At 39.1% G+C, this 20,368-nt stretch carries 12 protein-coding genes and 11 pseudogenes; 9 read left to right on the plus strand and 14 right to left on the minus strand.

Going from position 1 to position 20,368, the window contains the following annotated elements:
• A pseudogene (locus tag AB6D93_RS21055) lies at positions 1-263 on the plus strand (hypothetical protein); the annotation flags it as partial.
• Positions 264-472: 209 nt separating this feature from the next.
• Here AB6D93_RS21055 and AB6D93_RS21060 read toward each other — a convergent pair.
• Both AB6D93_RS21060 and AB6D93_RS21065 read right to left on the minus strand, forming a co-directional pair.
• Positions 473-673: pseudogene (locus AB6D93_RS21060) on the minus strand (IS3 family transposase); the annotation flags it as partial.
• Positions 624-914: a transposase gene (locus AB6D93_RS21065; RefSeq protein WP_102332062.1), complete on the minus strand. Its 291-nt coding sequence runs from the start codon at positions 912-914 to the stop codon at positions 624-626. The gene AB6D93_RS21065 and the pseudogene AB6D93_RS21060, both read right to left, overlap by 50 nt.
• 96 nt (positions 915-1,010) lie before the next feature.
• Here AB6D93_RS21065 and AB6D93_RS21070 point away from each other — a divergent pair.
• A pseudogene (locus AB6D93_RS21070) lies at positions 1,011-2,166 on the plus strand (IS110 family transposase).
• 225 nt (positions 2,167-2,391) lie between these two features.
• Here the strand turns inward: AB6D93_RS21070 and AB6D93_RS21075 are convergent.
• From AB6D93_RS21075 to AB6D93_RS21130, 12 genes and pseudogenes are all read right to left on the minus strand, one after another.
• Positions 2,392-2,580, minus strand: a complete 189-nt coding sequence (locus AB6D93_RS21075) for a transposase (RefSeq protein WP_372042840.1) — start codon at positions 2,578-2,580, stop codon at positions 2,392-2,394.
• A gap of 23 nt (positions 2,581-2,603) precedes the next feature.
• Entirely contained in the window at positions 2,604-2,993 is a 390-nt protein-coding gene (locus tag AB6D93_RS21080) for a hypothetical protein (RefSeq protein ID WP_133154268.1), read from the minus strand.
• A gap of 5 nt (positions 2,994-2,998) precedes the next feature.
• Positions 2,999-3,259: a hypothetical protein gene (locus AB6D93_RS21085; protein ID WP_102332064.1), complete on the minus strand. Its 261-nt coding sequence runs from the start codon at positions 3,257-3,259 to the stop codon at positions 2,999-3,001.
• A 190-nt stretch (positions 3,260-3,449) separates the two neighbouring features.
• A pseudogene (locus tag AB6D93_RS21090) lies at positions 3,450-4,158 on the minus strand (IS3 family transposase); the annotation flags it as partial.
• A pseudogene (locus tag AB6D93_RS21095) lies at positions 4,130-4,610 on the minus strand (ATP-binding protein); the annotation flags it as partial. The pseudogenes AB6D93_RS21090 and AB6D93_RS21095, both read right to left, overlap by 29 nt.
• A 10-nt stretch (positions 4,611-4,620) precedes the next feature.
• A pseudogene (gene istA, locus AB6D93_RS21100) lies at positions 4,621-5,721 on the minus strand (IS21 family transposase); the annotation flags it as partial.
• Positions 5,722-5,754: 33 nt separating this feature from the next.
• Positions 5,755-7,282 (minus strand): annotated as a pseudogene (gene tnpC / locus AB6D93_RS21105) (IS66 family transposase).
• A gap of 59 nt (positions 7,283-7,341) precedes the next feature.
• Positions 7,342-7,695, minus strand: a complete 354-nt coding sequence (gene tnpB / locus AB6D93_RS21110) for an IS66 family insertion sequence element accessory protein TnpB (protein WP_102332065.1) — start codon at positions 7,693-7,695, stop codon at positions 7,342-7,344.
• Positions 7,692-8,003, minus strand: a pseudogene (tnpA, locus tag AB6D93_RS21115) (IS66 family insertion sequence element accessory protein TnpA). The gene tnpB and the pseudogene tnpA overlap by 4 nt, the downstream one beginning before the upstream one ends.
• 801 nt (positions 8,004-8,804) lie before the next feature.
• Complete coding sequence (locus AB6D93_RS21120; RefSeq protein ID WP_102332066.1) at positions 8,805-9,140, minus strand: hypothetical protein; 336 nt, start codon at positions 9,138-9,140, stop codon at positions 8,805-8,807.
• A 517-nt stretch (positions 9,141-9,657) separates the two neighbouring features.
• Positions 9,658-9,793, minus strand: a pseudogene (locus AB6D93_RS21125) (site-specific integrase); the annotation flags it as partial.
• 575 nt (positions 9,794-10,368) lie between these two features.
• Positions 10,369-10,665 (minus strand): annotated as a pseudogene (locus AB6D93_RS21130) (IS3 family transposase); the annotation flags it as partial.
• Between the two features lie 130 nt (positions 10,666-10,795).
• Between AB6D93_RS21130 and AB6D93_RS21135 the strand changes: the two are divergent.
• The 7 genes and pseudogenes from AB6D93_RS21135 to AB6D93_RS21165 form a co-directional block, all read left to right on the plus strand.
• Positions 10,796-11,658 (plus strand): annotated as a pseudogene (locus tag AB6D93_RS21135) (transposase).
• A gap of 1,101 nt (positions 11,659-12,759) precedes the next feature.
• The gene (locus tag AB6D93_RS21140) at positions 12,760-12,969 is read left to right on the plus strand and encodes a hypothetical protein (RefSeq protein WP_102332067.1); all 210 of its coding nucleotides are present in this window, start codon (positions 12,760-12,762) and stop codon (positions 12,967-12,969) included.
• Positions 12,970-13,063: 94 nt separating this feature from the next.
• The gene (locus AB6D93_RS21145; RefSeq protein ID WP_102332068.1) at positions 13,064-13,987 is read left to right on the plus strand and encodes a hypothetical protein; all 924 of its coding nucleotides are present in this window, start codon (positions 13,064-13,066) and stop codon (positions 13,985-13,987) included.
• A gap of 3 nt (positions 13,988-13,990) precedes the next feature.
• Entirely contained in the window at positions 13,991-16,018 is a 2,028-nt protein-coding gene (locus AB6D93_RS21150; protein WP_102332069.1) for a cysteine peptidase family C39 domain-containing protein, read from the plus strand.
• The gene (locus AB6D93_RS21155; RefSeq protein ID WP_157938690.1) at positions 16,005-17,126 is read left to right on the plus strand and encodes an efflux RND transporter periplasmic adaptor subunit; all 1,122 of its coding nucleotides are present in this window, start codon (positions 16,005-16,007) and stop codon (positions 17,124-17,126) included. Before AB6D93_RS21150 ends, AB6D93_RS21155 begins: the two co-directional genes overlap by 14 nt.
• Positions 17,126-19,024: an ATP-binding cassette domain-containing protein gene (locus tag AB6D93_RS21160; protein WP_102332071.1), complete on the plus strand. Its 1,899-nt coding sequence runs from the start codon at positions 17,126-17,128 to the stop codon at positions 19,022-19,024. Before AB6D93_RS21155 ends, AB6D93_RS21160 begins: the two co-directional genes overlap by 1 nt.
• Positions 19,021-20,368 (plus strand): TolC family protein (locus AB6D93_RS21165; RefSeq protein WP_372139373.1); only part of this gene is annotated, 1,348 nt, incomplete at its 3' end. The genes AB6D93_RS21160 and AB6D93_RS21165, both read left to right, overlap by 4 nt.

The following is a 20,368-nucleotide window of genomic DNA, read 5'->3' on the forward strand; positions in this document are numbered from 1 at the left end:
TAAAAGACCAAGGGTTCGTTGACGCTATCAAGCAGCAGTTTCCGCAATTGGTGTCGCGTCGTTTTGCTTTCCATGAAATACGTGACTTTTTCATCGAATTAAATGGCGCTGGCTTTGGTGAATGGTTTCTGCACGAGCGAGTGGATCGCATCATTATGTACACCACTTACGGGTCTGTGTTTCCAGCGTTGCGCTTTGTGACAACAGGGGAGGGAACGTTTAAGTGCTCAGGATTTTGTTTCGATGTGCGTTTTGGCGCTTAGGGGGTCACATGGCCGTTCGTTCTACAGTATCCGCTGACATATCCATGCACGTGATTTGGGTGAATTCAACCGACTTTTACTCCACCGTAAAGGCCGTCAAGGTTCATGAGATTTTGGTGAATGAGTTTGGGTATACCGACTCTTTAATACTAGAGGAAGGCAACCGAGGGAAGGGGGAGAGTATCAGTGTGTGATAACACTTGAAGTGGTCAAGTAAAACTGGCCACGGTTTTATGGGTAAACCAGAATTGTCGCTCTGATTCATTTGGTGTTAATCCACCATTGTATTGATGTGGCCGATGTTGGTTGTAATAATCAACCAGATAATCTGTTATTGCTTGGCACGCCTCTGTAAAACTTCTATCGCCATTCGTTGGCACCCATTCCGTTTTTAAGCTTCTGAATACTCGCTAGATCTTTCAGTATTAACGGGAATAGCTCTCTCGCTATATAACGTTTTAAGATGCGAGTTATTTCCTTAGTTGATAACTCTTCTGCTGTTCTTCGTGCAACATAGTCTTTTGTTCTGGGATCACTACGCATTCTAACTATTGCCACGGTCCAAAGAGAGTTATTCGCACTACGGCTACCTCCTCGATTCAACCTATGCCGGGTAGTTTTCCCCGATGACACTGGAATTGGATTAGACATAATGACCCACACGAGGTGCTAGCCTCCAATTTCGTGGGTTAGCGTAAAGCCAGAGCCATAATTAGTGTGTTCGAACAACTAAATTTGGAGGCTAGCATGAATAACGATAGCATAATTTTCATAGGCTTAGATACGCATAAGTCATTTATCCAAGTCGCCGTCTTGCAAGAACAACGCGGGACTAAACTTGAACATTTGGGACTGATAAAGTCTAACAAGTACGCACTCATTAAACTCACACAGCAACTGCAATCTAAATACCCAAAAGCCACCCTCCATTTTGTCTACGAGGCCGGGCCTTGTGGATACTGGACATACCGATTGCTCACCAGCCTTGGGCATTGCTGCTGTGTCATCGCCCCTTCCCTTATTCCTAAGAAGTCAGGGAATAGAGTCAAAACAGATAAGAGAAATGCTGTAAAACTTGCCCAGCTTTTTAAGGCTGAAGAGCTAACACCTATTTATGTTCCTGAATCTGAAGACGAGGCGATAAGAGATTTATCAAGGGCTCGAGAAACCGCGATGAAAGACCTTAAAGATGCAAAGTTCCAATTCAAAGGCTTTCTTCTAAGCAATAATGTACAAGCAACTGTGAATGATAACTGGTCTAAAAGCATCTACGGTGGCTAACCGACCTCATTATTCCCCATCACAGCCAACAAATTGTATTGCAAGAGATGATCATCACCATCAGTGAGAGGATGCAAAGATTACAACGGTTGGATAACGAGTTATTACACCAAGTCAAAAACTGGCGTTACTACCCTGTTGTCAAAGCCATCCAGGCCATGCGGGGGGGAGGCGACTACTTGTTGCTCTCGGCATCATTGCCGAGCTAGGCGATCTACGTCGCTTCGACCATCCAAGAAAACTTATGGCTTATGTAGGCCTCGTACCGACGGAAAGCTCAAGTGGCGGAAAAATGAAACGAGGGAGCCTAACCAAATGCGGAAACAGCCGAGCACGACGATTGATTATTGAGGGAGCACATACTTATAAGCACAAAGCTAATATCTCCGTCGAACTGCAACTGCGACAAGAAGGGCTGCCCAAAGAAATTGTCGATATTGCTTGGCATGCTCAGCAACGATTATGTCGCCGCTATCAACGATTACTACAAAAAGGCAAACATCGAAATGTCGTCTCCGCCGCTATCGCAAGAGAAATGATCGCGTATATCTGGGCTATCGCGAGAGAGGTGGTCGTGAGCGCAGTCGATCCAAAAACACGGATTGCAAGGCTGCCTGCATGAGAAAAGAATTAGTGTTAACGCATTTGATGGAGCATCGGGTGTGGCACAAACACCGACGGCGTTAGGATGGCAATAAAGCTCGCGCTTTATTGAACCATGAGCATAGACTGAAGACAGGTGCCACGACGAAATAAGTAAGGTAGGCGCTACTCATCACGCGATGAGTAATCCACGTATATCAGCATGAGAACCGACGAAATTACTTGCTTCATCTATGCGTTAACACTATCTCAAAATAAACAAAAGGCTCTGAAATGTGGGAGCAGAAACTTCTACGCTCTTATTGACAGTAGGGGTCATATCAACGCCACACAAGGCTGCAAACGATGATTCTTTCCTTAATCGGTTGGCGTTGTCTACAGTCGCAACTAAGAGCGTTGCAGCCACATTTGTGCCGACCCCAAACCTTGACACAAGGCTTTGAGCTGTGTTCAAAGTCAGTTTTTCAAAGCATTATCAAGAGATTTTACTTGGTCATTAAGGAAGTTCCAACGTTGTGCCAACAGCACAAGCGAAATCATTAATGGCTCGCTACTATTAGAGCACCGAGCTAAGCGTGCGGTTGCACACGCACTAGGCTTTGGCTGGTAAAGGGACTGTTTTAGCTCATCAGGACCTGATACAAGAAGAGCTCGTATATGATTCATCGCCTGAGTTCTTGCTTTGACAGCGCTATTGCGGGTCATTAGCAGGCTCCGTAATGACTCGACTGGTCCTGCATGGTTTTTAGGAACGACTGCTGCTTCTCCAGATAATACGCTTCTAGCCGCATTCTCTGAATCTATAACGTCTGTTTTGCCTTTCAGACGTATCTCCATTCGATTCATTCGTATCACTTCATATACATCAATACCATTCTTATCAAGAATTTAGTCAGTTCAGCACCAGAGCTTCCCGTACCTTCGATGCCAGCTTTTTGAAGGAACCCGTAAGACTTACACCATGCTAAGTGCTCACGATAACCTGCAAGATCGACACTAAATGACTTACTTTTAACAACCTGACTAAGCTCATTGATAAGTGTTGCAACATGAAGACCCAAATGAGTATCTACACCTAAATACAATTTGTAGCGGGGATCGTTACTGTTCATTTAATCACTCTCCTGTGTGAATCGCCCAGCAGGACGGGACACTGGAGATGCAATACAAAGCTCTTATTAAGTTACAACTGAGTCGATAGAATTGAATAGACTCTTTGAAAGACAGGTCAATACAAAGACATTTCAGCCAATCCCAGCACGGGTCAGTACAAACAGTCTGTACTTATATTCTAATCTCAGTATCCCAATAGTTACCTCGACGGCCCATGCTTTGAGTGATTCTATATCTCCATAGTAGTTGACGATATTTCTTACTCGTATAGTGTGGCAACCTTAGTCCGAGTGGAACATCACGCCAGGTGGTCTCCCTCAGCTCTCATAAGCCATGGTTAACGCCTTCCCAGTCAATGCGCTATCTGGTGAGTGATATATTGCACAACCAAGGATTTTTTGAGCGAATAAGCCAATGACAACAGCTAGATAAGGCCATCGTTGCCCCGTCCAGATGTAGGTCACATCGCCACACCAGACTTGGTTTGGCTCAGTTACCGCGAACTGACGATTAAGATGGTTAGGTATAGGAGCCTGCTCCTGCTGTGTTTTTCTGTACGTATGTTTTGGCAACTGACTAACTCTAGTTCTTTCATGAACTTACTCACACGGTAACGACTAAGCGGAATACCTTTTGTTGTCACTATGTCTGCAATGGTTCTCGCTCCGGGGGAACCATTGCTAATCTCATGAGCTTGTCGAACTTCGGCGCGAATAAGTACACGCTCTGACGCTAGAGCTTTAGTTCTATTTACCCAATAACGATAACTACTGCGATGAACCCCGAACACTTCGCAAAGCTGTTTCACCGCATAACTCTTCTTGAGTTTCTAGATCATCGAGAACCGTTCAGGGAGTCTGACATCAAGAGAGCAGTAGCGCTTTCTTAGCCAACGATTGAAGTTGCTTTTGATAGCTACCATCCAGGCGGCCTGCGGTCAGATCATCAAGCAAGCGAGTTAATCGGTAGTATCTGACCGTTTGTTGTTGGTCGCAGGAGCTGGTTGCAAGTGCGCAGCCAAGATACGTTTTACCTGCTCCTGTTGGGCCTGTGCTCAAGATGTTCTGGTGCTTGTGCGGATAACTCCCCGTCAGAAGTTCGCTCATCTTTTTGCGATTGAGGTTTCGTCCCTCTTTGTAGATGAGTTGGCTCGGTTGCGCATACACTCTCAGTTTAGCTTGTCGTTTTAAGCGTTGGATTTTGCTCTGACTACGGTTCAAGATCTCGCTTTCCAGAAGAAAGCTTAACCTCTCCTTGAAGTCCAGCTCTGCGTAAGTAGTCAGTTGCTCTTGTTGCTGTCGCCGCATGGCTCAAGCGGAGGTTTTTGAGTTGATGATTGAGTGCGTTCATATCCTTTCTCCTAGTGATAACAGTTTGGGCCTCGAACATTACTGTGAACAAGGTTCGGCGTATTCGCTTTGTCTTTACTCAGTTGCCTTTCACGATTGTTCTTGAGTAGATTGTTGACGAAAGTGTAATTGGGTTTTGTCAGTATTAGTGAATCTTTACAGGCTTGCTTTAGGCGCGACTCTCCATGGGCTTTGCTTAGGTTGAGTAAGCGCTCAGGCGACCACTTTTGATTTTGATGATTACTCGGCATGTGCTCTGGTTGAGGGCTGTTTCCGCGCTCCCTTTGGCTACGTGGGTGCTGGGCGACCAAGTTACCTTGATGGTAAATTTGCACCAGACGGTTGGAGGTTTCTAGCTCAACATGGTGACCAACAAGTTGATGAGGAACCGAGTAGTAGTGACGGCGATATTCGATGTGATAGTCAGGCCCGACTTTGGCTTGTTTGGTTTCGGTATATAGGTATCGCTGCTTAGGTAGCGGCTTCAATGCAGGTTTATCGAGTTTGTCGAACAGCGCTTTAAGACTTGCACCATACTGTTTCATCTCACGTTGGTTTAAGTCATTCATAAGCTCACGAATGGCGAGGTTCGGTTCTTTGAAGGTATGGAAGGTTTGGTGTCGTAGCCGCATCATGATCCAGAGTTCAACTAGGGGCACGGCATTCTCTGCTTTGGCTTTGTCTTTCGGTTTGTAGGGGCGAGCAGGCATCACAGCGGTTTGATAGTGATTTGCCAGTTTTTGATAGCTGTCGTTAAGTCTCGGCTCATAGCGATTGGTTTTGGTGACCGCGCTACGCAGATTATCGGGAACCAAGATCTGTGGTATACCGCCGAAGTGTTCGAACGCATTCACATGCGCCTCTAACCAGTAAGCCTTACCTTGACTAGGGAAGGCTTCAACATAGGTGTAATTTGACGCGCCTAAGGTCGCCACGAACACTTCGGCTTCGCGCACTTCACCTGTATCAGGGTTTACCACTTGAAGCCGAGGCCCGCAGTAATCGATAAACAGCTTGTCACCTGCGACATGGAGCGGACGCATGTTGCGCTTTTTGGTTTTGAACCAGCGAGTGAAGTGCTCGCAGAACTGAGTGTAAGCGTAAGCTTGTTCGTATGCGCCCCATGAACCCACGGGGCGATGTTGTTAGTGTTTGAAGTTCCAAGGTAGGAGCGCATCGATATCTGGCTCAGCCTTCGCTAGCTCTTTCATGCACTTGACCATGTAGTCGTAAAGGATAAGGCCATTGGCTTTCGCAGTCTCGACGATACTGTAAAGCATCGCGCTCGCGTCAGCGCCATTTGCAGTGGTCGAGAACAACCAGTTCTTCCTGCCAATGACCAGCGGTTTAATTGCCCGTTCAGCTCGATTATTATCGATAGATAGATGACCGTCATCGATATAGCGGATAAGTTTCGGCCATTGGCCGAGCGTATACTTAATCGCTTTACCCAACGGGCTAGACGCTATCACTTGTTGAGTTGTCATCCATTCGTACAACTCGTCCAGTATTGGCTTAGCGTACTGTTGACGTTCTGCTTTTCGTGTCTCGAGAGACGCACCTTTTAAGCGGGATTCTATCCCATAGAGCTTCTGGATTTTAGCCAGCGCTTTATCTGCTTTACCTGACTTACCTTTACCTTGAAGCTTCTTAGCATCCATGAACTTACGACGTGCATGCGCCAAGCAGCCAACATTGGTCACTTGGTGAAGGCCGTCATAGGCACCATAGCCATCGGTTTGCAGATAACCACTGTAATCCCCCAAGAAGGCAACAGGGCACGCCCTCGCGCGACTGTTTTGAGAGTCGTACAAGGCGATATTTTTCACTTTGGGAAGTGCGGCTTCTGGCGAGTCTGCGCCCGAGCAGTAGAGCCACATATAGCACTGCTTATTTTCCTTGAGCACATTGAACGGTGTTTCATCCGCTTGAACCACTACTTGCTCTAATAGGTGTGTTTTCAAGGCGGCATAAAGCGGTGCGAACTTCTCACTGACTTGGATAACCCACCTCACCATAGTAGTGCGCGATAGTTCGATACCCGATTGGGTAAATAGCGACTCTTGGCGATACAGTGGCATTGCGTATTGGTATTTGCCAAGGATAATATTGGCCAACAAGCTTTCTGTGGCAAAGCTTTTAGGGATAATGCTTTGGCGCTGGCTTTTGAACGATACGGCTGTTGTCTTCAGTTTGCTCGCACTGACGACAAGCATATTTAGGACGAACATATTCCAGCACTTTGAGTACCGCTGGCGAGAACTCTAGCTTTTCACTGCGGTCTTCACCTATTTTATGCAGGCTATGTTGGCAGCAAGCGCACTGTTTTTCGTTGTCATCTAAATCGAGTTCGATAACCTCACGAGGCAAGGTCTTTGGAAGTGGCTTACGTTTACCGCGCTTCTTCGTTGTGGTGCTCGTCGTAACCTCAACCTCTTCTTCCTTGGCAGCTTCACATTCCACTTCGTTGAAGAGGTCACCTTGAGATGCATCGTAAGGCTTTAACACCTCCGAGCGTTTAGCGAACTGGCGATCGAAGGCAAGCTTGAGTTGTTCAAGTAGCGACTGACGCTCTTGTTTCAATCGGCTTTCTGACGCCATTAGCGCTTTCACCATCGCTTGTAGCTCGGCAACATTTTGACTTTCTGGGTTGATATTTGGCGTCTTTTTCATGGCATTTATTATACTAAAGTCATGCCGTTAACGCTTGGTGGATAAGGCTTTATTATCGATTAAGTCATTGTGAAATCATTTATTCGAACGGGTTTATGGCCGATAATCGTGAAGGCAGAAAGCAGTCTATCAAGCTCGAATTGAGTTAGGGTAAACACCTCATTTTTCTCTTTTGATGGCCACTTGAACTTGGCTTTTTCGAGGCGTTTATACCAAAGAGCAAAGCCAGTTTTATCCCAGTACAATATCTTGATTTTGTCACGCTGTTTATTGGTGAACAGGAACAGTGCGCCGCTTGCCAAGGGTAAGTCGGTGTCACTTTCGATAATCGCAGCAAGACCATTGATCGACTTTCTAAAATCGACGCTGTCACGATATAGATAAATCTCTGGAGCGCTGAGCATACGTTTCATGATAGCGCACCGATGAGTTCTGCGAGATAGACCGCTGGCGTGCCTTGTGGAATGCTCAGCTCAACATCATTGACTAGCAGCGTCATGTTAGCCGTTGCTACTTGAGCTTGATACTTTGTTGTCTTTTCGACGACTTCAGCTCGGATAAAGCCTAGAGATACGTCCGTTTTATTGAGTTGCTGGCGCTTGGCATAGAACGTTGAGGGATTGAGTTCATTGAGCTTACAAAACGCGAGTGTCGACAGTGAACTCGATTCAGATTACTCGATAAGCGTTTGCCATTCTTGATTGGTGCGTCGTTTTCCCATTTCAAATCTCCTTATGGTTGGAGACTTGATCTTATTCTTCGCGCTAGGCGATTAGAATGCGGGGTTTATGACGCGCTTACGATTTTGTTCATTGGAGTTCTCTTTTTTGCCACGGTCGCTTCCTTACTTTTTTGTTTAAGAAGTAAAGAATAGCGAGCTATTGATTTAAAAGAGAAAAAGGTAGGGTTTCGGACATTCCGACCGCGGTTTTCGCTATTCCGAACACCGATTTCGGAGATAAGTTAAAAGTGACCGGATAATCGCGGAATCAGTGATCGGTTTAAACCGAAATGGGTGATCGGATAATCCCGAAATATGCAAAATCTAAAACGTGCATAACCATTTAATGTGGTTGTTGTTGCTTTAGTTAATAAGCTCGCAAAAATAGCGTGGTCTGTTTTGGTCACAAATAAAGAATTCTCACTAAAAATTTAAACCAGATTTGCAATGATGATAAGTGATGACAAAATGGTTAGACCACCAGATTGAAACCTGTTGAGTGGACAAGCAAATTAAAATGCTTCGATGGTTATGAAGACAATCTGGCGCGGATCTCATCGCAGAGCGAAGTTGTGTAGTGACTTCATAAAAACCCTGAATACATTGGCGCAAATCAGCACGTTATTATTTACAGGGTCGGGGCGTACCATACCTTCAGTCACTCTTATAGTGGTGAACAACGTTTCATACGACTTCAGGTCGCACGGACATAAACGAGTTAATGATGTTTAATTACTCTTAATTTTTCTGCTCATATTTTTAGCTATCCTGCGCTAAATCAGAAAGTGTCAAAGTCCAAGATTACTGCTTTAAAGAGCGTAAAGCCTCACCTAGTAGGTTTTCTGGCGAAAGGTTAGAGTGAGTCTTTATTATACTTTCGATTCTCCTTGTAGACAAAATTTCACAAGCCTTTCCTTTACCATCAAAGTCCTCTTGTCTTTTGCCGTATGCAATATACACATTAATGAAAGTGCATTCCTTTTCTCTCTCTGAGCAGTTAATTTTGCGGAGTTTTTTTTGAAGACCTTCAAACATTCTATCGAGGATTTGGTCACTATTTGCCTTAGTAAAGTGGCTATAGACTTCAGAGATAGTGCTATTTATTGATAGCTCAAACCTATGTACTTCTGGTTTCATTTAAAATAACTCAAGTATTATTGGGATTTGTCTTACACATACTATAACCAAAAACACTAAAAGTTATTGGTTAATTAATTTAGTCAACTTTGGCTCTCTTTGTTATTAGCTCTTGTCGACAAAGTTAACTGCTTCTAGTTATAAAATACATCATTCCCAAAGCATTGCATTCTTTTTAGTTGGTATCAATGAGATACCAACTTTCTTTTTTAGAGCCTCATGTTGCAACAAAACTGACTTCCACACCCATGGTTTAGGGTGTATCAACATGAACAGTTAAGTGTAACTATTGCCATGTCCTCAGTTTCTGTGCATCAGTTTTTTTACTTTATCCTCTTTGATTCAGTCAGTTCTAGACATAAAGCGAATTCTTCAATATTGATAATTTCCAAGAAGGCTTTGATGCTATGCGTAGCTGGCTTTCTGGCAAGGTTATCCTTGATTTGGAATAGATAAAATGATGCTCTGAATAGCAAAAGTCGACAGTGAAAACTGTCGATTACTACGTTTGCCGCCATTAATTATCTAAAGGATTGATGTGTACAGCTAGTATCAAATATTCTGGAGCAAAATAAGAATACGCTGTAACAACAAAATATCCCCTTGTTCATCATAAAATGCGAAGCAAATGTATGCCGTTGAACATGTGTCGCTTAATACAGTGTTCGGTCTGACTATTAGTGTCCTTTGACTTTGAACGTAGTACGACAATGTCTACACATGTATTTTGCTTTTACACCTAGAAACTTTTCTATCAAAGTCCGGCGTATCCTTACAATCCATTTTTTCTTACAACAACATGTCATAACAATAACTAAAGTTACATCTGATACAAAAAGTCAAGTGATGAGATTATTGACTAAAATATCAAGAAGATAGTTAGCACCGAGAGATTTTTTGATTAAGAGTTGCTTATAGAGCAAGTGTCTTTAAATGGACTCATTGATTTTCAAGCATCAACACAGATACGCCAACTAATACGGTGTCTTTCATTCCTATCGATCTTTGGACGGATTGTTATTAGTTCTTTGCCGCGTTCCAAGCAAGAAGATGACTATAGTCCTCGCTGCTCATTTGTATTCGCTAAATCATCTTTTTACAACTTAGCTTGATATACTATATTGGCCGAACATCGATTCTTGTCGATAAAGAGATCATGCATAGTGATATTTTATCGCTACGATTTGCGCTAATAGAGAAGGGCGACATCAATAAGACGGTATAACGATTTCGGCGTTAATTCCTGACACTTCATACTGGTGGTAAGGTTTTAGCATTACGGATCTCCCCACTATCAGCCAACTCTTTGTGGATACGCATTGAGCCACCACGACCTTTACTATTGTCAAAAGCTATTTTGAATTTTTTATCAAGCTTTTGGTGTATTGCCTCACGCTGGGTGACCTTGTGGCGATGCTTAATTCAGTAATAAAATCCACTTCGTGAAGCTTCTAACACCATAGCTATGCGGAGAACATTGTAGGTATTCGAACATAAACTCATCGTAATCTACTTTAGTTTTTTGCGATGTATGGGGTCCACTCATTCTCTGCCAAACTTAAGCATCGGCAGGAAAAGTAAAATGAGGTGTCATCATGCTAAGAACTAACGGAATCGGCATAGACTTAGAGAAAAATCTATTTTAGGTTTGCAATATAAGCCCCCAGGGAGAGTTGCTCTGTAACAAAGCTATCAGCGGGCAGAAGCTTAAGGAGCTCTTTGCTAAAGCCAAACCATCCCTTGTTGATCTAGAAGGCTACTTATCACTACAGGGGGAGATACGCTGAGTCCTTCGGCCACGAAGTGCGTATAATTAGTCCTAAAAAGTGAAGGCCTATGTTGAGGGTCATAAAACTGGGGCCAATGATGCGTTTGCTAGCGCTAATGCAACATTTCAAATAAGAAGAAAATACAGCAAACCCAAATCGATTGAACAACAAACTTTGATGTATCTTGAAGCAAATCGCCAGTTTCTTTCGAAAACTATCGTGTCGTTGGGGTTGCACATGCGAAATATCATATAACGAATACGGTATTGTTAAAGGCCTAGCTGCATTAGTGACTTCAACACATTATGAAAGGGATGTTCTACCTGCAAGATGAGTTAAACCATATTCAGAAATAATGAATGCGACCACTAGCCAAATAGAACCCTGTAAAAGACTCATGGCTCTTGAAGGTGTTCGTGAGGTAACCACCACCATGCTTTATGCTAATTTGGGTGATGGGACACAATTTACTAGCGGTCGACAAGCATCAGCGTTTATCAGGCTACCACCTAAGCAATACAGTTTAGGTGGTAAAATGACAATGAAGGGACTAATAAACTTGGCAGAGTTAGGGCTCTTCGCTCGATGCTGTACCTTGGTGATATGGCATACATATATCGACAGCCATAGCACCTACTAACGAAAAACAGACGTGGCTTATCTAGTTTGTCAATAGGGTCGGTTTCAAAAGGGCTTGTATCGCATTAGCGAACAAAACAGTCAGAACAGTTTGGGCAATGCTACGCTAAAACACAAAACATCAGTCAAAGGTATTTTACTTGCTTGCAAAATGAATTAACAGATTACAAATAATTATGTTCAATGGTTAGATCAGCCTACTGAGGCCCTGACTACTTCGCAATGTTATAAAAAGTTTTTTCGCGCCAAGGACAGTAGATACGCATGCATCAAAGGTTAGAAGGTCGTTCCTTGAATGAAAAACCGAATATACGACCGGATCTTACTCCATTGCACATTCTTATCTTGTAAACTCGTAGATTCCATATACGAAGCAGGTGGCAGACCTCTTTACGATATCTTGCTCTTCAGCTTGCTCAGCCAATTGCCTTTTGAGCTTAGCAACTTCAGCTGTTAGGGTTTTTCGCACTGACTGGTATTGGTGGTTTTCCTGACGCCATTTCGCTAACCCTGGCTGTTTCGCTGACGCAGCGACTCGGCTTTGTTATGTAATTCAGTGGAACTAAATTAAGAATCTAGGGCGCATCATTACTAACGAAGCTAATAAAAACGGAACATTATTTTTATGGAGAAATTGGTACAAAAGGGCTATTGAATAGAACTAAGGGTTTCGTTAATCAAAAACTAACGTAGTTCAAAAGTTTAAAATAAAAGCAAGGAAATATAAAAATCGTAGGATTAATGTCCTATTAATCTTTGGTGAGTGTATTTAATTTCTTACATTCAAGATTTGTTGGCAGGTAGAAAAATATTTTCGGCGAGATGCTATTGCACTGACTTGGGTTTGGGATTTAAAATTAATCTAATTAGCGATAATCAGCTTGCGTCTGAAAAGTTGGATGGAAAATTCTTTTGTGTTTATTCAGTTACCAATGTTTGCATTTGCAAATGGAAGTTCGGTTACGACAATGGAAGAAAGGTGAGCGTTGGTTTGAAGGTTGATAAAAGTTAGCTGTCAATTTTCATTTTCATTTTCATTTTCATTTTCATCTTCGACTCATACGCTTGGTGAAAATAAAATTCATTGCAAAAATATTAGTTAATGAAGGTGTGTATAAATGATTTAGCAATGGGTTGTGGTATGTGCCTGTTCTTTCTGTTTGTACATTAAATGTTGTAAAATGTAAAAATGTAAAATGTAAGGTGGAAAAATGAAAAATGTAAATTTAGATGAATCAAGAATGATTGTTGGTGGGAAGTGGGAAATAAATTGTTACGCTCCTAGTTATATTAGTGGTGGGCAAGTTGTAGAACGTGGGTATAATTTCACTAGATACTCCAATGACAAAAAGATGAGCAACAAAAAAGCTAACGACGTTTGTGGTAGCGGTAATTATTCTCAAGGTTATAAAAGTATTTAGTATTTAATCATGGTGGCGTTTTAAAGAAAGGCGCCACCATTCTTATGGAAGTGAAATTTTGTTTTGTATTTATTCACTATTGGAACTGGGTGTTATGCTTTTAAAGAGGATGGCGGCTTTTTTTTATTTGATTTTTAGGGTAATCATTGGGTCTTGTAATACTTCATTTCCTAAAGTGTGTTTATATGTTTGTCTTTCGTTTAGTGCTTTATATTCACTTATTTTTTGTTTGGGTGTTAATGGGTTTAGTGTTAGAAGTAACACAAAAAAAATCGTAGGTAAACATAGTTTTTTACCTAACAAAGCATTTTTTGATATGTATTGTAAACTGTATGTACAGATGATGTGTTATGGCAATAAAGTTATTTGTAATGAAATTAACTTTTGTTCTGAAAAACTTGAAGAATCTAGAGTTGAATATAAGAACCAAACTGGCTGTGATGTTATTTTATATCCGTTGCATGTTTTTTCTGATGAAATAGCAGTGATTGTTGGCTTGGGTGCGTCAAATAATAGATTATATGTTATTAGTGATGTTGATGAAGGTGATTGGAAAAAGCGTTGGGGGGATGTCGTTGAAAAATGGAAAAAAAACAATCGAGATTTGTATTTATTCAATCCCTTTGTGAAATCGAAAACTGACGCCTCACGAGGTATAAGAAAAATAGTAAAGAAAGTAAGAAATAATACCGCTGATTTTGCAGTTTTTCCTGACGCACTACCAGAATACACCAGGAGGAGTGGTCAAAGTCACTCTTATAAAAAATCAATATTGTTTGGTAAAGAATCTAATTTACATGCTGGCCCCTTTAATTTTCCTTCTTTAATGCGAAAAGATGTATTACCATATTATATTTTTTTAAAAAATGGGCGTTTGAAAATCGAAATATTACCTATTATTGAAAAAAATAATGTTAAGCATGATCTTCCATTATTGATAGAGCATGTAATTGGAGGAATGCATTACAAGCAGTGGTTACTTTGGCATTTTCCCTCATTCTTCTATCGACAAGGTTAAATAATGAATACAGTGTGTTTACAAGGTGAAATGGCTGAGTGTGGGTTGGCTTGTGTAAGTAGTATAGCTGAGCTCCATAATAAAAATGCGCCTTTGAGTTATTTAAGAACATTATGCAGACCATCAGATCTTGGGACTAGCCTTTATGACTTAACTGAACTCTTTGGGAAATTAGATCTTAATGCTCGTGCAGTTTTATTTAACATTCAACTAATTCAAGAGTTGCCTACTCCTTGCATTCTTCATCTCAATGACAGCCATTATGTCGTATTGGAGAAGGTTAATAGTTATTGTGCAGTTGTAATGAATCCCGCTTTAGGTAGGCAGGTATTAAAACTTGGAATATTAAAAATGAGCTTATCCGGATACGCTATCGTATTGGATGAAGAAAAGAAGCTTAACGCTAATAATTCCTTTTTTAACATTTTCCAGTTTAAGAATAAAGTCATAAAACTTGACGCTCTTTTATTAATTTATGGTTTATTATCCACATTACTATCTTTGATATTGCCGGCAATAATGTTAAATATAAATAACGGTTTTAAGAACTTTGAAAACCTAGATTTTCATATGTTATTTTATCTGGCAATAGCGCAAATAATTTCTGTGGTTATAATTAGGCAAGGCTATAAGCGAACTATGATAATAGAAGGCGCAACTATGGCCAAAGAAAGTAATAAAATGTATGCTCGATTTTTAAATAATAAGATGTCTTTTTTTGAGCGTCGGACCTCAACAGATGTTGCTAATAGGGCACTTAAATTTGTAGGTGCGCAAGTTGCAAAATCGACTATTTATAACACTTTAATTATCTGTATTATTCAACTTATAATTTCATTTTTAATTGTTGGTTACATTTCCCCATATTTGGCCTTTTTTTTACTATCTGTATCTTGCATATCATCATTCTTAGCTTGGGTGTCGAGGAAGAATTTAAGTCAAATTAGCATAGTTGAAGAATCTTATCGAGAAAATATATTTAAGCATTTTGTGGAATCTTTTAATTCAATTTCTGACATAAAGTCAAAAAAGGCAAGTAAGAATCTTTGCGTAGTAAATGATTCGAAAGTGAATCAACTCGTAGACTTTAACATTGAATCTGGTTTAAAGCATCTGAAATTCCCAATAATGCAAGAAATTATTGGGATATTTGATATGATATTGACATTATGTTTGTGTTTTTGGTTGATTCAATATAATAACACCCCTTTATCATCTGTATTTTTGTTTTTTTATGTTAAGCAGGTGTTTTCTACTTCTTTTAATCGTTTGATTGAAATAAATGACTCGTTTGGCGCTTTTGATGCAGCACAGGAAAGAGGAAAAGACGTTATTGAATTTGAAAAAGATAACAGCATTCACCAGTTCGATAGCGATAGAGTCGGAGGGCTCCATCATGTAGGCATTGTCGAAAAAAAGTCTGATAGAAATTCAATTATTTTCCCCGAATTGATAATAACTAAAGGGCAGTTAGTTGCTGTTACTGGTTGCTCTGGTTCGGGTAAAACTACGTTATTAAAAATATTGTCTGGTTTATATTGTAATATTAAGTTGTTGAATGATGATGGGGGCGAGATGGATAATAACGTGATTATTTCATCAAATTATTATCATGCTACCAATCAAGACTTTATTAGTGGTTCTGTACGTGAGAATATCACAATGTTTGATGCAAATCATAGTGACTCTGATATCCTTACTTTAATAGAAAAGCTTGGTTTGGGACAGGTTATAGCATCATTACCCCAAGGTATAGATACGAAAATTAATGATTATACAAATCCCTTTTCTTCAGGAGAAAAGCAACGTGTATTATTATGTAGAGCATTACTTTCAAATAAGAATACTTTATTGTTAGATGAACCTATGAGTAATTTGGACGAGTTGAGTTGTGATTTAATTATGAGTACATTGAAAGGAACAGGAAAAACGATTGTTTTTACTAGTCATAACCCTTCTTCAATTAGGAAGGCAGATAAAATCATTGATCTTAATATTAAAAATCAGGATCATGAAAGTGAATTCTCGTGAAATTGCAACTAATAAAAAAAACACTTTTTTGTTACTTTTTATTCTAATTTTATTATGTTTTATTTATGTGAACATCATTGGCAGTCCAAATAAGTTTCAGGGACGGAAGACGCATGTTGTTTCGATTGGCAGTATCACTCGTAATGTAGAGTCTATCGGTGTGATTGAGGCCGCTAAAATGATTGATGTTGGTGCCAGTGTTTCAGGGGAAGTTACCGAATTAATGGTTGGTGTAGGCGATAAAGTTTCACAAGGTCAATTGTTGATCGAAATTGACCCTACTGTAAGTGCAAACGAGCTTAAAACAGCACAGAATGAACTGAAGATAGCTGTAGCAAATTTTGATGTGAGTCGCGAACGGTTTCTATATGAACAAGAACAGTTAGAGCTCATTGCACATTTAGTAAAGATTGGAAGCAAAACATCACAAGAGTTGAAAGAGCAAAATCTTGTATACTTGGAAAGCAAAGCGTCCTTGCAAAGTAGCAAACTTTCTAAAGAGACAGCGATGTTGGCGGTGGACTCAAAAAAAGCTCAATTGACTTACACAATGATACGTTCTCCAATTGACGGAACAGTGGTGTCAATACAGGTTGATAAAGGTCAAACTTTGGTTTCAACTCAGCAAGTAAGTAACTTGATAAAAGTTGCAAGTTCTGACCAATATATTGTGAGAATTCCTATATCGGAGTACGATATTTCGAATATATCTATTGGAGATGTTGTGGATTTCCATATCTTGGGTGTTTCAAATGAGACATATAAATCAAAAATATCGAATATTGATTTGACTCCATTAAGTAACAGTTCAACCTCAAAAGGTGTTATTTATAATGTTTCTTTCCATGTTCCCCGAGAACTGTCAGAACACGTTCGTATTGGTATGTCAGTAGGTGCGAAAATAAAAATAATGGAAGAAATAAATGTTGTTATTGTTCCTAGCCATTATGTTCGATATGACACAAATGGAGTTGCGAATATTACTGTACTAGATAATGGTAATGTTATCACCAAAACAGTCGAATTAGGTTTGTATGATTTTTTAAATTCCGAAGTGGTTTCCGGAATTGAAGTTGGTGATGTTTTGATTTTAGAAGGAATCGATTAATGCCTTTGATTAAAATTAGAAATCTAACTAAATCATTCCATAAAAATAGTAATAATACTGTTGTATTAGACAAGATTGACTTAGATATTCATGAAGGCGAGTTAGTAGCTATAGTAGGGAGTTCTGGTTCGGGAAAGTCTACATTAATGAATATTATTTCTGGCTTGGATTCTAACTGGAGTGGAGATTATCATTTAGATAGTTGTGATATGCAGTCTTATGACAATGAACAATGGGCTAAGATTAGGAGTTGTTATTTTGGTTTTATCTTTCAATCATATAATTTAATACCTTACCTTAGTTGCTTAGAGAACATTAAATTACCATTGTTATACTTTAAGTGCAAAAAACATTACTATTCGAATACCCTTGTAGAGACTATAAACCGGTTAGATATTAAAGAAGTGAGTTCTAATAAGCCAAGTGAGCTATCGGGCGGGCAGCAGCAACGGGTTTCTATTGCGCGAGCTTTGGTTAGTGAACCTCGAATTCTTTTGGCTGACGAGCCAACTGGTGCATTGGACATACGAAATAGTGAAGAAGTAATAAATATTTTAAAGGAAATAAATAAAGATGGAACTACAGTAATAATAGTTACTCATGATATGAGTATTGCTGAGTTGTGCGATAGGCAAGTTTCAATTTCGGACGGTAAGGTTATAAATGGTATTAATGAGGATTCTGTTGTTAATGATAAAATTAATCATAATGAAATACAAGGTTATAATTTTCCGTATCGTATGAAAACCGTGTTGTTAAACTTATTTTTTTTGTATAAAAATAATAAGATAAAGCTTTTTTTAAGTCTCATAGGAGTAATAGTAGGTATTGCAACTATTGTACTTAGTTTGTCTGTATCTGAAAGTGTAGAAAAACAAGTGATATCAGAGTTGTCACGAATGGGAAATAATACGGTTCAAGCTGCATCTTATGGAGAGCAAGATGGACTGCTAATAGAAGATACGTTCAATAAATTAAAAACATTTAAAGAAATTAAATATATTTCGCCATATTTACGCACGCAAAAGAAAATAAAGCGAGCCTTCAAAAAATATGATAATAATATTTCAAATGATGCCAGTACAATACTTGGCGTATCTCATGAATTTAAGAATCTAATTAAGTTACAGCTTTTAATTGGTCGGTTAATGAATCAAGAAGAGGTGGAACTTGGTCAAACTGTTGTTGTGATTAATGAAATTCTAAACAAACAACTATTTGGAACGCATGATTCAATTGGCAATAAATTGATTATCGATAACATGGTTTTTACTATTATAGGTATAGTAAAACAGAGTGACGTACGCACACCACAACCTATTGCCTGGATCCCGTATACTACATTTATCCATCGAATTAGTAATTCAAATGTTATTAACGAGTTTCACTTTACAGCAATTGAGTCTGATTTAGAAAAAATCATTATTGATTACTTATATAAGATTACAAAAGGTAGTTATACATTTTGGTCAGATAAAGAGTATGTGGAATCTCTTAATCGAGTGAAAAATTTATTTTCAATTTTTATCTTGTCAATTTCTTTTATTTCTTTGTTTGTTGGAGGATCAGGAATTATGAATATAATGTTGGCTTCGGTTAGTGAACGGTATTCAGAGATTGGATTGCGTCGTGCAATTGGAGCATCAAAAAAAAATATACTTGAACAGTTTCTGATTGAGTCCCTTTTTGTTACATTGTTAGGTGGTTTTTTAGGTGTTCTATTGTCCGTTGGTACATTAATTGTGATGAAAAATATATTAATTGATTTTGAGATTATATTGTCTTCTTATTCCATTTTTGTTGGCGTGACATTTTCCTTATTTACTGGGTTATTATTCGGCTTGTTACCTGCCATTAAGGCTTCGAAATTAAACCCTATAGAAGCGCTTTCTCGATGATTTTTAAAAAGTGTTTATATTTGTTTTTATTGCTTATCATTGGTTGTAGTAATATTAAAAGTAATTACTTTGATTACGAAAAAAAAACGAAGGTGGAAAATGAACAGGGTGATTGGTTATATGATATAGAAGAATCTAATTTGTTAACTGCCCCTTACCTTAATGAATTGTTAGCTAGTGTCATTATCAATAATTTCGAGTTAAACTTAGCTATACTAGACATCAAAAAAGGGGAACTAAATACAAAAAAGAAAGATGATGAACAGGGTGTTCAGATGAATATTAATGTTAGTTCTTCTCATTCAAAATATTTGGACCACGGAGATGAATCTAGTGGTAACTATAGTACCTCTTTTGGTTTGTCTTATGATGTTGATTTTTTTGGTAAAAAAAATATTGAAGATAAGTTGATGTCGATAGACCAAGAGTTATCGTTTTTAGACTTTTTAGGCCTTAAGAATGACATAACCACTTTAGTTATTAACGAGTATGTGTCAATATCTTCTAACAAGTTGAAGCTCGATGTATATAAAAGAATCAAAGATATCCGTATTGATATCTTGAAAATTGAAAGGGAACGATTAGACTCTGGCGTTTCTGTTGGTTCTGAGGTCCTGTCCGCTCAACAATCTTTAGACTCCGCGGTGGCTATAATTGAAAATATCAAGGAAGAAATTTTCAATTCAGTTAACAGAATTGAATTTTTTTCTGGGAATACTGAATTTATCGATATAATTAAAATTAGCGAAGTTGATGTCATAAATTTACCTGACGTGACATTTTCTGATTTGCCAAAATTCGCAGGTACACATCATAGCGTATTAGGTTCTATGCTTCAAATTAAATCTAGTGAACTAAATTTCGAACTTGAAGAAGTTGCCTGGTATCCACAATTTTCGATATCTGGGAGCATTGGTACTCAAGGTGAAAAACTGCGTGAAATTTTTGAAAATCCGTTTGGTTCTATGTCTTCATTATTGATTTTTCCTGTTATTGAGTGGCATAAGCGGACTACTAATATGGGCTTAGTTAATGCTGATTTAACAACGGCACATTTAAATTATGAAAATGTAATTAGTTCGGTCGTAGACGTTATGAACAGTTCTTTAATTAATCTATATGCAGCGCAAAGGCATTATGAAATTAGTCAAATTGAGTTATCGACAGCTAGGTTGACTAGATATTACAGTTTGAATAATTATAACGCAGGCTTTACATCAAAGTATGCAGATCTTCTTACAGAATTTGATTTTCTGAATTCCAAATTGACTGAAATCGATGCTCAGTATAATTTAGTGACTGCAAAAGTTGAGTTATGTTCAGCACTCGATTATCGTGGTTGTC

The organism is Vibrio sp. 10N.247.310.23, from assembly GCF_041467155.1.
Classification (GTDB): Bacteria; Pseudomonadota; Gammaproteobacteria; order Enterobacterales; family Vibrionaceae; genus Vibrio; species Vibrio crassostreae_C.

Coding starts and splice junctions, on each gene's coding strand:
- AB6D93_RS21065 (WP_102332062.1), bottom strand. CDS start 914: ATGTCTAATCCAATTCCAGTGTCATCGGGGAAAACTACCCGGCATAGG.
- AB6D93_RS21080 (WP_133154268.1), bottom strand. CDS start 2,993: ATGAATCGAATGGAGATACGTCTGAAAGGCAAAACAGACGTTATAGAT.
- AB6D93_RS21085 (WP_102332064.1), bottom strand. CDS start 3,259: ATGAACAGTAACGATCCCCGCTACAAATTGTATTTAGGTGTAGATACT.
- tnpB (WP_102332065.1), bottom strand. CDS start 7,695: ATGAAACGTATGCTCAGCGCTCCAGAGATTTATCTATATCGTGACAGC.
- AB6D93_RS21120 (WP_102332066.1), bottom strand. CDS start 9,140: ATGAAACCAGAAGTACATAGGTTTGAGCTATCAATAAATAGCACTATC.
- AB6D93_RS21140 (WP_102332067.1), top strand. CDS start 12,760: ATGAAAAATGTAAATTTAGATGAATCAAGAATGATTGTTGGTGGGAAG.
- AB6D93_RS21145 (WP_102332068.1), top strand. CDS start 13,064: ATGCTTTTAAAGAGGATGGCGGCTTTTTTTTATTTGATTTTTAGGGTA.
- AB6D93_RS21150 (WP_102332069.1), top strand. CDS start 13,991: ATGAATACAGTGTGTTTACAAGGTGAAATGGCTGAGTGTGGGTTGGCT.
- AB6D93_RS21160 (WP_102332071.1), top strand. CDS start 17,126: ATGCCTTTGATTAAAATTAGAAATCTAACTAAATCATTCCATAAAAAT.